We start from the raw sequence: 12,311 nt of genomic DNA on the forward strand, positions 1-12,311 counted from the left end.
ATAATGGATGTACAGCCGATCAGGTATTGGAATTAATTGTTAGCACAAAACCAACAGCAGTAATTACAACAGAAAGTGTTTGTTTTGGCGATTCCTTTGTTTGGGATGTAGACGGGCAAACCTACATTGCTTCAGGAACTTATGCTAAAAATAATAATGGATGTACAGCCGATCAGGTATTAAAATTAATCGTTGGTACAAAACCAGCAACTGTAACAACAACAGAAAACATCTGTTTTGGCGATCCCTTTGTTTGGGATGTAGACGGACAAACTTACATTGTTTCAGGAACTTATACCAAAAACAATAATGGATGTACAGCCGATCAGGTATTGAATTTAACTGTTGGCACAAAACCAACAGCAGTAACCACAACAGAAAACATCTGTTTTGGCGATTCCTTTGTTTGGGATGTAAATGGACAAACTTATACGGATTCAGGAACTTACACCAAAAACAATAATGGTTGTACGGCCGATCAGATTCTAAATTTGACTGTATATCCAAGACCTACTACATCAATTGCTTATTCAGCATCTTCATATTCAACAACAGAAGTAGCTATCCTAGTAATCAGAAATGGTCAAGCTGGTGGTATTTATACTGCGGCACCTACAGGTTTACGTATTGATGAAAATACCGGAGCAATTAATCCGGGTAGTAGTTTAGAAAATACATATACAGTAACCTATACGTTTACAAATGGAACTTGCAGCAATACAGTTCAAACTAATATTAAAATAGGTTCTCCAAAAATTGCGACTTGGCTACTTATGAAAGACGCTAATAACAATGGAACAGTTGAGCCTGGCGAAATCCTTACTTTTATGTTGAGATTATCCAATATAGACCCTGATCATATAACACTCCACAATGTTAAAGGTTCTATTGACTTACCTGAACATACATCATTAGTGAACCCAGAACAGTCAAATTTTATTACACCGTCCACATTTTCTCTTTCAGCAGAAACTTATACAGATTTTCCCTATCTATGGGATTTAAGCTATTTGCGTGAGCCAGCAATAAGAATTATTGTAAAAGCAGATTGTGATTTAACAGGTGTGACACAAATAGAAACTAAAGGAAGAATATATATAGATGGAGTAGAAATACAAACATCGATTCCCCCTATTCCAGTCTCAAATGATGGTACATGGGTAACAAGTACAGGAAGTAGTAAATACTTAAATCCACCTCCATTAATAAATTGTACAAATCCTGGAGGTTGTTCAACTGGTCTACCTGTAGCAACTATTAAAGTAGCCATTTTAAATATTAATAATCCTGAGACAGTATGTTTCCCAAATACAATAGATCTTTCGACAACAGTAAATACTGAAAGCACTCCAGGAACTTTGAGTTATTGGACAGATGCTGTAGCAACCATATCATTAACTACTCCTACTGCTGTAGCAACATCTGGTACATATTATATTAAGAGTGTTTCTGCGCAAGGTTGTGTGATAATTAAGCCAGTAATAGTAACTATAAATCCAAAACCAACTGCAGTAATTACAATAGAAAATATCTGCTTTGGAGCTTCATTTGTTTGGGATGTAGACGGACAAACTTACATTGCTTCCGGAACTTATACCAAAAATAATAATGGATGTACGGCCGATCAGGTATTAAAATTAATCGTTGGCACAAAACCAACAGAAGTAACAAGAATAGAGAACATCTGCTTTGGCGAATCTTTTGTTTGGGATGTAGACGGACAAACTTACATTGCTTCCGGAACTTATACCAAAAATAATAGTGGTTGTACAGCCGATCAGGTATTGAACTTAACTGTTGGAACCAAACCAACAGCAGTAATTACAACAGAAAGTGTTTGTTTTGGAGCTTCATTTGTTTGGGATGTAGACGGACAAACTTATACTGTCTCGGGAACTTATACCAAAAATAATAATGGTTGTACAGCCGATCAGGTATTGAACTTAACTATTGGAACCAAACCAACAGCAGTAATTACAACAGAAAGTGTTTGTTTTGGAGCTTCATTTGTTTGGGATGTAGACGGACAAACTTATACTGTCTCGGGAACTTATACCAAAAACAATAATGGTTGTACAGCCGATCAGGTATTGAACTTAACTGTTGGAGCCAAACCAACAAGTGTAACCACAACAGAAAACATCTGCTTTGGAGATTCCTTTGTTTGGGATGTAGACGGGCAAACTTATATTACCTCAGGAACTTATACCAAAAATAATAATGGATGTACAGCCGATCAGGTATTGAACTTAACTGTTGGAGCCAAACCAACAAGTGTAACCACAACAGAAAACATCTGCTTTGGCGAATCTTTTGTATGGGATGTAGACGGACAAACTTATACGAATTCTGGAACTTACACCAAAAATAATAACGGATGTACGGCAGATCAGGTATTGAACTTAACCGTTGGCACAAAACCAACAGCAGTAACAAGAATAGAAAATATCTGTTTTGGCGATTCTTTTGTTTGGGATGTAAATGGACAAACCTATACGAATTCTGGAACTTACACCAAAAACAATAACGGATGTACAGCCGATCAGGTATTGAACTTAACTGTTGGAACCAAACCCACGACCGTAACAACAACAGAAAACATCTGTTTTGGTGATTCCTTTGTTTGGGATGTAAATGGGCAAACCTACGTTGCTTCAGGAACTTATACTAAAAATAATAATGGATGTACAGCCGATCAGGTATTAAAATTAATCGTTGGCACAAAACCAACAGAAGTAACAAGAATAGAGAACATCTGCTTTGGCGAATCTTTTGTTTGGGATCTAGACGGACAAACTTATACTGTCTCGGGGACTTATACTAAAAATAATAATGGATGTACAGCCGATCAGGTATTGAACTTAACTATTGGTACAAAACCAACAGCAGTAACAAGAATAGAAAATATCTGTTTTGGTGAATCTTTTGTTTGGGATGTAGATGGGCAAACTTATACGGATTCCGGAACTTATACCAAAAAGAATAATGGATGTACAGCCGATCAGCTATTAAACCTGACTGTTAATCAATTACTAACAGCTTCTCTTCTAAGAAATAGCCTAATTCCAGAATTCTGTGCTGGAGAAAAAGATGGATCATTCAAAATTGAAATTTTGGGAGGAATTATGCCTTATAGTGTAAATCTAGATAACAAAAATGGTACATATACTGAAATTACGGGGAATGAATACACTTTTATAGATCTTGCGGGTGGCTCACATAACGTTTATATCAAAGATGTATTAGGTTGTGCTACAGAAATTGAAGTATCTATGCCGAACGGAATAACTATTAATCCTGTTGCGAATGTTAGTTATTCTTGTCTGAATGATACTCCGTCAAACTCAGTTATAATTACAGTAGATCCAAGTATTAGAAATCTTAATGACATCGATTATTCTCTAGATAACGCAGATTTTCAGTCAAGTAATTTATTTACAAACATTACTTCTGGTACGCATACAATAACAGCTAGACATACTGATGGATGTATACAGCCGACCAGAGAATTCTTTATAGAATACATCGAACCATTAACCCTAACATTAGCCGATGGTGAATTAAATGAAATCGTTGCAACTGTTGCTGGTGGCGAAGGACAATATAGATATTCATTTAATAATGAATCTTACAGCACTGCTAATAAAATCATTATTTACAAATCTGGAGACTATGTTGTTGCAGTAACAGATCAAAATGGATGTACGACAACGGCTTCGAGATATTTTGAATATATAGATGTTTGTATTCCAAATCATTTTACTCCAAACGGAGATGGCATAAATGACGAATGGGGTCCTGGATGCACGACACAATACAAAAATTTGACTTTTACAATTTTTGATCGATACGGGCGTATAATCGGTAATTATAAATACGGTCAAAAATGGGATGGAAAATACAATGGGAAAGAATTATCTTCTGGGGATTATTGGTATGTATTCAAACTAAACGATAATAAAGATAATAGAGAGTTTGTTGGACATTTCACCCTTTACAGATAGCGAATAACAAAATAATGTTGTTATCTAAAATTTACAATACAATGAAAAAACTTATCATATCATTTCTGCTTATGGCTATTACTTCGGGTTATAGTCAAGAGCTAAATTTACCGGTTTTCACACAATATCTAGCCGACAATCCATTTGTTGTTTCTTCAACATTTGCTGGAATTGGAGACAATCTTCGTATTCGTGCCAATGGTTTAACACAATGGGTAGGTATAAAAGATGCACCTGATAACCAATCGCTTTATGCCGATTTTAGAATTTTGGATCGTTCTGGAGTAGGGATTTCGCTTTATAACGATAGTAATGGATATACAAAACAAACAGGAGTCAAAGTTTCCTTTGCGCATCATTTGATTTTAGATTATTATTCCAAACAATACTTGTCTTTAGGTATTTCGTACAATATTAACAGTTTTAAGATTGATATCGATAAATTTAGTTCGGGAACAGGTGTCCCCGAGGCTTTAGATCCGGGGATTACTAATGGTAGAAATATGTCCAACAACAATTTTGATGTAGGTATATTATACCGCAATAGAGGTTTCTATTTGAGTATTAATGTTGGTAATATCTTGGATAAGAAGATTGATAAGTTTGATGGCCTTGAGCCTAATCTACTTAGAAACTATCAGGTTTATACAGGATATGTTTTTAGAGGAGATACTAAAAACAGAGTTGAATTTGAGCCATCTATTTATTATCAACAGTTTACAAGTGATAAACGTTCTAGTACCGATTTAAATTTTAAGTATAGAAAATTCAATCGTTATGATGATTATTTCTGGATAGGAGTTTCGTATCGTTTCCTTAATGATCAGATGTTTCAGCCTTTGATGGTTGGTCCAATGGCGGGGTTCAAAAAGTCTAATTTTTACTTTGGATATTCCTATCAGGCATCACTTAATCAGATTGGAGCTTATAATTCAGGAACACATGTTGTGACTATTGGGCTTGATTTTCTTAGAGGAATAAGTAATTGCCCTTGTACGCAAAGTGCAGTTCGGAACTAAAGAATATTATAAATTAAACACAGTCGTATGTTATAGTTCGTCAATAAAAGAGAAGTCCATTCTAAATTACAGAATGGACTTCTTTATGTTTAACCAAATTTGTTCTAGGTTTCTTTAACTGTAATAATTTTGACTGGACAAGCTTTAGCTGCCAATTCACAGCTTTCTACAATGGTATGATTGGGAGATTTTAAAGTATAGAACCCTTTTGCATTTTGCGAATGTATCAATACTGATTTTCCGTCTTTTTTTGACATTTGAAAATGTACCGGATCCATTTCTACACAGTAATTACAGCCAATGCATTTGTCTCTTTGTAAAGTAATGATAACCATTATGCCTCAACAATTTTATATAATTTATCAGACATTCTAATTCTGAAAGGTAATTTGAATGTGCAATCATCACCTTTTGTTGCTTTTTCAGATACAATATCATTCACGAACATTTCGTCGATTATCATTTCCTGAGCTCCTGTACTAGGACCAGTTACAAGGATTTTGTCTCCGACTTTAATATCGTAAGCTTCAATTTTGAATTGTGCAACGTTTGCTTTCGGGAAATAATGAGTGCCTTTACCCACATATACTTTCTTTTGTGTTGCTGCCGATCCCGGAATAGCACTCCATTCTCCTAATTCTTGTCCTAAATAGTATCCAGACCAAAAGCCGCGATTGTAAACGGTGTTTAAAGCTTCCATCCAAATAGAAATCTTTTCTTTAGAGAATGTTTTGTCATAATAGGAATCAATAGCTTCGCGATAGGTTTTAATAACCGTTGCAACGTATTCGGGAGCACGACCACGGCCTTCTATCTTTAAAACCTGAATTCCGGAATCTATTACCTGATCTAAGAAATCAAGTGTACATAAATCTTTAGGCGACATGAGGTATTCGTTATCGACTTCGATTTCGAATCCGGTTTCCTGATCTATAACAGTATATTTTTTGCGGCAGTTTTGTTTGCAGGCACCACGATTTGCTGATGAATTATGCGAATGCAAACTCAAATAACATTTACCTGAAACCGCCATACATAAAGCACCGTGACCGAAAATTTCAATTTCTACTAAATTTCCGTTTGGACCTTTTATTTGTTCTTTCTCAATTTGATCTGTGATGCTTTTTACTTGGCGTAAGCTCAATTCACGACTTAAAACCATTGTATCAGCAAATAAACTATAGAATTTTATGGTTTCGATATTGGTTACATTGAGTTGAGTCGAAATGTGAACTTCCATACCAATGGTTCTTGCCATTGCAATTACAGCTTGATCGGATGCGATTACGGCTGTAATATTAGCTTCTTTGGCTTTGTTTAACAATGTCTTTACGACAGATAAATCATGATCGTAGATAATCGTGTTCAAAGTTAGGTAGCTTCGTACATTTTTAGCTTCACAACGATTGGTAATTTCCTGCAGATCGTCCATAGTGAAATTCACCGTCGAACGTGCACGCATATTAAGTTGCTCTACACCAAAATAGATAGAATCGGCGCCATTATCAAGCGCAGCCTGAAGTGACTCAAAGCTCCCAGCGGGAGCCATAAGTTCAATTTTATTATTTGTTGTCATGATAAACTATTCTAAAATTTTATAGATTTTATCTGACAGTCTGATTCTAAATGGTAATTTGAAAGTACAAGTATCGCCCAAAACGGCTTTTTCTGACTCGATATCGTTAACAAACATCTTTTCGATTACTAATTTTTGTTCTCCAGTTGTTGAACCTTTGATTAAAACGGTATCGCCAATTTTAATTTCGTTTTCTTCAATTAAAAATTGACCAATTGATGGCTTTGGAAAAAAGTGGGTTCCTTTTCCAATGTATTGTTTTTTAACTTTAGGCTCTTTCTTAGCTAGATTTTTTGATTTTACTAAATCACTAAGATTAGGAATAGCAGCCAATGGATCTTGATTGTTTTTGAAAGTAAGAACATCTGATTTTCCTTTTTTAAAGATTTTATTTCCGTTTGTAATTCCACGACGAATGGCTTTTTGTTCTTCTTCTGGTAAATGAATTATAGAAACACATTCCGCAGAACAACAACCTTCCATTGCAGTCGCACATTCTTCACATTGAATAAAAAGCAAATGACATCCTTCGTTGACACAATTGGTGTGTACATCACAAGGTTTTCCACATTGATGGCATTGCGAAACGATATCATCTGTGATTCTTTCGCCTAAGCGGTGGTCGAATACGAAGTTTTTACCAATGAATTTACTTTCTAAACCTTCGGCTTTTACCTGGCGAGTGTATTCTATAATTCCGCCTTCAAGTTGGTAAACATTTTCGAAACCTTTATGTTTAAAGTATGCGCTGGCTTTTTCACAACGAATTCCGCCTGTGCAATACATTAATAATTTTTTGTCTTGTTTATGTTCGGCAAGTTGCTCTTCGATGATTGGCAAACTTTCTCTAAAAGTATCCACATCTGGTTTTATTGCATTTGTAAAATGACCAATTTCACTTTCATAATGATTTCTCATGTCGACCACAATTGTATTTGGATCTTCCAGTAAATCATTGAATTCCTTAGCTTTTAAGTGAATTCCAATATTTGTAGCGTCAAAAGTCTCATCGATTAATCCGTCGGCAACAATTTTATCACGAACTTTTACTGTTAGTTTCAAGAAAGAATGATCATCATGCTCTACAGCAATATTCAATCGGATTCCTTTCATGAAATCATATTTTTCGATAGTGTCTTTAAAAGCGTAGAAATTATCGGCAGGAAGTGAAAGTTGGGCATTGATACCTTCTTGAGCCACATATATTCGTCCTAAAACCTCAAGTTGGTTCCAAGCAAGGAATAAATCGTTACGAAATTGAGTTGGGTCTGTGATTTGCGCATAAGCATAGAAAGACAGCGTAAGACGTTGTTTTCCGGCATCATCAATCATGATGGCTCTTTCTTCTGCGCTCAAAGTGTTATACAGTTGCATGCTATAAACAGTTTTAAGTTGAGAAATTATTTTGAGGTGCAAAGGTAGGGAAAAAGGTTCTAAGTTGCAAAGGTTCTGAGGTTCTAAGAATGGAAGTTCATAAGGATCAAAGGTTTTCTGTAGAGACGCACCGCATCTGTATCTTCGTGATGCAATTGTAAAAGATTTGTAAAAGAAAATTAAAATAAAAAAGGCTGCCTTTATAGGACAGCCTTTGTAATCTTTGAACCTTTGTGTCTTAGCACTTCAGAACCTTATTTCCTTAACAGAACTCGTTAAACGCGTCTTGTAAATTTTCAGCAATTAATTCTGCTGGGCGACCTTCGATATGGTGACGCTCTAACATGTGAACTAATTCTCCGTTTTTGAACAACGCCATACTTGGCGAAGATGGAGGGAAAGGAAACATATGTTGTCTTGCAGCATCTACAGCTTCTTTGTCAACACCTGCAAAAACAGTGATTAAGTGGTCTGGTTTTTTAGCACCATCTAAACTCATTTTTGCTCCTGGACGTGCATTTCTTGCTGCGCAACCACATACAGAGTTTACAACTACTAATGTTGTTCCTTCTGATTTTATTGCGTTATCAACTTCTGCGGCACTATGTAAATCTTGAAAACCTGCAACTGTTAATTCAGCTTGCATTGGTTTTACCATTTCTTCTGGATACATATTTTTATTTTTTTAATTTAACTTTTCGAGTTGCAAAGTTACAAAGTTTAAAAACAAGAACTTTAATTCCACTATAAAGTTTTGTTATAGTTTGTTATAAGATTTTAAATCAAACAGTATAGTATACAGCCTTGAAAGTATCCCTCTAGTTTGTGGCTTTTCGGCAGATAAGAATTCGAAATATCTAAAGTGGCTCTTTGGTGTTTTTATCTGGAAACTGATAATTGTATTGCTTGAAGCGGTTATTTATGCTCCCTGTTTTATGTTTAGTTGTTAAAACGGTAGCCTTATTTTGTTCCGGAACTTCAATGGTTGAAAGGTAACTGGCCAAATATTTTTTAAGTATTTGTATGTTGTCAACTTGAATAGAGTAAATTGTCTTTTTTCCGTCAATTTTTATATTTACTAGATTTCCTTTTTTTAATTCCAATAAATGTTTAGATATTGTTGATTGTGCCAATGGAATTAATTCAACAATTTCACCACAAGTTCTGTTGTTTTTTTTCCATAGAAGGGTCATAATCTGCATTCGTGTAGGATGTCCAAGTGCTTTGCAAATTTCCCCTATTATTTTTGTCTCTATATCAAAATTTAAGCGTTTTGTAGTTCCCATAATTTGTCAATTAATTTATTATCGTAATTGAACGATTACATTAAATGCACATTACTCTTAATTGTAAAGTTACAAAGTTTAAAAACAAGAAATTTAATTCTTGGATAAAGTTTTTGCAATAGTTTGAAGTTTGTTTTTAAATCTAACACAATACTATAGTTTTCTTTAAATTTTCTTCTACTTTACGTCTTTTCAACAAGGGGAGAATCTGGGATTTTAAATTGCCCGTTTTATTATTTTATCAGGAAATTGATAATTATATTGTTTAAAATGGCTTTTTTTGCTTTTTATTATACGTCTGGTTTCTAAAACCGTAGTCTTATTTTGTTCAGGAAATCCAAAGGATAATAGATAACTAGTCAGATATTTTTTAAGCAGTTGTATTTCGTTTATATCAATAGAATAAATTGTTTTTTTTCCTTCATTTGTTACAATTACAATATTTGCTTTCTTCAATTCTAATAAATGTTTAGATATTGTTGATTGAGCCAGCGGAATTAACTCAACGATTTCGCCACAAGTTCTGTTGTTCCTTTTCCATAGGAGGGTAATAATCTGTATTCGCGTTGGATGTCCAAGTGCTTTACAAATTTTACTTATTGCTTTTGTTTCTATATCAAAGTTTAAGTGCTTGCGAACTCCCATAATTTGCCAATTAATTCATTATCGTGAATGAACGATTACAATAGATCTACATTATTGTTGTAGATTTTCTTACTCATTTTTTCTCTTTACTTTGGTTTGTGAGCTATTGTTAGTGAGTAAACCATTGATTTCTTCAATAATAAGTTCACCATTATTTAGAATCTACAAAGCTAGGCATCACTGAGTCTTCCCAACTGCCACAATAAAACCTTATAAGAAAACAATAAGACATTCTTGTTCAGACAAACTATATTATCAAAAAGGGATTTATAGTGATAATCTGCTTTTTTATTTTTAGAATAAGCCCAATTTTTCAATGTATATGCTGCTTTTCTCAATAATAAATAACCTAATAAAGTCAGGATTCAAGTCAAAGTATCTCGACTTCGAAGTAATCTTAACAGAGAAGATGATAGTTTAATAAGACAACAAATAATTCAAGAGTTATCCGAAGTTGTATTTATAAGCACAACTATCTAAGGATCGTTTAATAATTATATCTTGTGCTTTGTTTTTGGATACTTGACCAAATGATAAAATGGTAATAAGAAAGCTAAAGCTTAAAATATTTTTTTTCAATAGTTAAGATTTAAAATCAAAGCTTATTTGAAAGAAAAATCACTCTAAATAACGATTTTATAAATGGTGCTTTAGGACATTTTAAAATAACTTTAACATCTTCAATAAAATTGGTCTCTTCATCTAAGAACTTAAAAATCAATGCAGGATTTCCCTTTTGAAACATGCCAGAAAAAATGCGACTTCCAAGTTCATTATTCCTGTTGAGAATATCCAATAAAAGCAAATCATAAAACCAAAATCGACTTTTTTTATGAAACGATTTCATCTCGATCGGAGTCGAAGAATTATTATCTCTTTGAAGGAACGCGATTAATTGTGTTGATTTTTTATCTGTTTTTTTAAAAGTATATCCCGTACTTGCTTTTGTCCAACCGCCTGCCGTACCAATATTCAGTACACGTTTGGTATTTCTTTTCCAGAAAGGAAAGCACGTCATCGGGATACTTCCTTGTTCTTTTTCGATTATTTCATAATCACCAATGCCTAAATTATGAATGTAATTTTTAATCTCTAATTCGTATTCTTGTTTTTCTAAAAGTGAATGTGAAAACAAAGTATATTCTATTAAAGCTTCATTTTTGGAAGTTGGTAAAAGATACATAAAACGGGTGTTGCCTTTTTGGGCAACCGAAAAATCCATGAATGTAACTTGTTCCGGATTAAAAATGGGTTGGGAACTTTTTATAAACCAACCGATAAAATGCTGTTGTAAAACAGGGTATTTGTTTTGGCTTTCGACCAATGCTTTATTATAAATGCTGTTTAAAAGGTGGTTGCAAGTAAAAGTATTGGTAGAAGTTGCAACAAAAACATGTGTATCGAGTTCGTTAATGTCGGTTACTTTATCGTTTAAGAAAGTGATGTTTTCTTGTTGTACAATTAAATCAAAAACAGAGTTGTAAAAATCCAAACTACGAATTTGATTGTATTGATATGGCTTTAACTCTAAATCACGATTATAATTATCATTTACAAATAATGCCAAATCCCATTTTTTTGAAATAATACTCTCCCAGATTGTTTCTTCTTCTGCCCAAAAACACCAAGTTCTATCATTGGTTTTCTTGGGATTTTCATCAATTAGCAAAATAGACTTTTTTGTAAACTTTCCGGATAATACCATTTTATAAACGGTCATCATTGCTGATAAACCAGTTCCAGTGAAAATGTAATCGAAATGTTTCATGTTTTTGGAAAACTATTTTTATCAAAAATAGGCAATTTTAATTCGTTGAGTTTAATCAAGGATATAATTTAGAATAGTTGAATTGCATTGTGGATTCGACTTCGACTTCTCAGTCTGACAATATTGTGGTTGTATGAAATAGAGTAAAAACTCAATCTTTTAGTTTAGCGAAGATCACTTCAAAGTCTTTTGCATTGCGATAACTTGTATCTTGAAAAATGATTTCGTTTTCTGGATTTATAACACAAACAATTGGGTAAGTTATTTGATTGTTTATAGTTCCTAGTGCAATTGCCAATTCATTTACTCCATTAGTATTTCCGGTTGGTTTATAGTTGAATGTTTGATTGTTAAAACGGATTGTTCTTTTTTCTTCGGCATTAAAATCAATAAAATAAAACTCGGCGTTGAGTTGCGTTATTATTGTTTTGTTCTTGAAAGTCGAATTTTTCATAGCCTGACAATATTTACACCAATCTGTATGAATAAAAACAATGACTTTTCGTTTTTGGATTTGCTGTAAACTATCTATTTGCTCAAACGAATAGGAGTGTAGTTGAGCAAATCCATTGGATATTATCAGAAAGAAAATAATTAGAATTAGTTTTTTCATTTGGGTTGTTTTTTTGCTAGCGATAT

At 33.7% G+C, this 12,311-nt stretch carries 10 protein-coding genes; 2 read left to right on the forward strand and 8 right to left on the reverse strand.

Going from position 1 to position 12,311, the window contains the following annotated elements; genetic code table 11:
* Both OIU83_RS09635 and OIU83_RS09640 read left to right on the forward strand, forming a co-directional pair.
* A partial coding sequence (locus OIU83_RS09635) for a T9SS type B sorting domain-containing protein (RefSeq protein WP_264206047.1) occupies positions 1–4,004 on the forward strand: 4,004 nt, incomplete at its 5' end.
* A 41-nt stretch (positions 4,005–4,045) separates the two neighbouring features.
* Positions 4,046–5,023, forward strand: coding sequence for a PorP/SprF family type IX secretion system membrane protein (locus OIU83_RS09640; protein ID WP_264206048.1), 978 nt, complete (start codon positions 4,046–4,048; stop codon positions 5,021–5,023).
* Positions 5,024–5,127: 104 nt separating this feature from the next.
* Here the strand turns inward: OIU83_RS09640 and OIU83_RS09645 are convergent, their stop codons facing one another.
* The 8 genes from OIU83_RS09645 to OIU83_RS09680 all read right to left on the reverse strand — a co-directional run bounded on the left by OIU83_RS09645 (position 5,128) and on the right by OIU83_RS09680 (position 12,285).
* Positions 5,128–5,358 carry a ferredoxin gene (locus OIU83_RS09645; RefSeq protein WP_264206049.1) on the reverse strand — a complete coding sequence of 77 codons (231 nt, stop codon included), beginning with the start codon at positions 5,356–5,358 and terminating at the stop codon, positions 5,128–5,130.
* Positions 5,358–6,599: a peptidase U32 family protein gene (locus OIU83_RS09650; protein ID WP_264206050.1), complete on the reverse strand. Its 1,242-nt coding sequence runs from the start codon at positions 6,597–6,599 to the stop codon at positions 5,358–5,360. The genes OIU83_RS09645 and OIU83_RS09650 overlap by 1 nt, the downstream gene beginning before the upstream one ends.
* Positions 6,600–6,605: 6 nt before the next feature.
* A complete protein-coding gene (gene trhO, locus OIU83_RS09655) occupies positions 6,606–7,973 on the reverse strand; it encodes an oxygen-dependent tRNA uridine(34) hydroxylase TrhO (RefSeq protein WP_264206051.1) in 1,368 nt (455 codons plus the stop codon).
* A 262-nt stretch (positions 7,974–8,235) separates the two neighbouring features.
* A complete protein-coding gene (locus tag OIU83_RS09660; RefSeq protein ID WP_264206052.1) occupies positions 8,236–8,646 on the reverse strand; it encodes a BrxA/BrxB family bacilliredoxin in 411 nt (136 codons plus the stop codon).
* A gap of 184 nt (positions 8,647–8,830) precedes the next feature.
* A complete protein-coding gene (locus OIU83_RS09665) occupies positions 8,831–9,259 on the reverse strand; it encodes an ArsR/SmtB family transcription factor (protein ID WP_264206053.1) in 429 nt (142 codons plus the stop codon).
* 216 nt (positions 9,260–9,475) lie between these two features.
* On the reverse strand, positions 9,476–9,904 hold the full coding sequence (locus OIU83_RS09670) for an ArsR/SmtB family transcription factor (RefSeq protein WP_264206054.1): 429 nt from the start codon (positions 9,902–9,904) through the stop codon (positions 9,476–9,478).
* Between the two features lie 595 nt (positions 9,905–10,499).
* Positions 10,500–11,672, reverse strand: coding sequence for a lycopene cyclase family protein (locus OIU83_RS09675; protein ID WP_264206055.1), 1,173 nt, complete (start codon positions 11,670–11,672; stop codon positions 10,500–10,502).
* A gap of 151 nt (positions 11,673–11,823) precedes the next feature.
* Positions 11,824–12,285, reverse strand: coding sequence for a thioredoxin family protein (locus OIU83_RS09680; RefSeq protein WP_264206056.1), 462 nt, complete (start codon positions 12,283–12,285; stop codon positions 11,824–11,826).
* Positions 12,286–12,311 lie beyond the last annotated feature (26 nt).

Source organism: Flavobacterium shii, from assembly GCF_025847235.1.
GTDB lineage: Bacteria > Bacteroidota > Bacteroidia > Flavobacteriales > Flavobacteriaceae > Flavobacterium > Flavobacterium shii.

Excerpts from the sequence above, each read along its gene's own strand:
- OIU83_RS09675 (WP_264206055.1), bottom strand. The coding sequence starts at position 11,672 with ATGAAACATTTCGATTACATTTTCACTGGAACTGGTTTATCAGCAATG.
- OIU83_RS09680 (WP_264206056.1), bottom strand. The coding sequence starts at position 12,285 with ATGAAAAAACTAATTCTAATTATTTTCTTTCTGATAATATCCAATGGA.
- OIU83_RS09665 (WP_264206053.1), bottom strand. The coding sequence starts at position 9,259 with ATGGGAACTACAAAACGCTTAAATTTTGATATAGAGACAAAAATAATA.
- trhO (WP_264206051.1), bottom strand. The coding sequence starts at position 7,973 with ATGCAACTGTATAACACTTTGAGCGCAGAAGAAAGAGCCATCATGATT.
- OIU83_RS09670 (WP_264206054.1), bottom strand. The coding sequence starts at position 9,904 with ATGGGAGTTCGCAAGCACTTAAACTTTGATATAGAAACAAAAGCAATA.
- OIU83_RS09645 (WP_264206049.1), bottom strand. The coding sequence starts at position 5,358 with ATGGTTATCATTACTTTACAAAGAGACAAATGCATTGGCTGTAATTAC.
- OIU83_RS09660 (WP_264206052.1), bottom strand. The coding sequence starts at position 8,646 with ATGTATCCAGAAGAAATGGTAAAACCAATGCAAGCTGAATTAACAGTT.
- OIU83_RS09650 (WP_264206050.1), bottom strand. The coding sequence starts at position 6,599 with ATGACAACAAATAATAAAATTGAACTTATGGCTCCCGCTGGGAGCTTT.
- OIU83_RS09640 (WP_264206048.1), top strand. The coding sequence starts at position 4,046 with ATGAAAAAACTTATCATATCATTTCTGCTTATGGCTATTACTTCGGGT.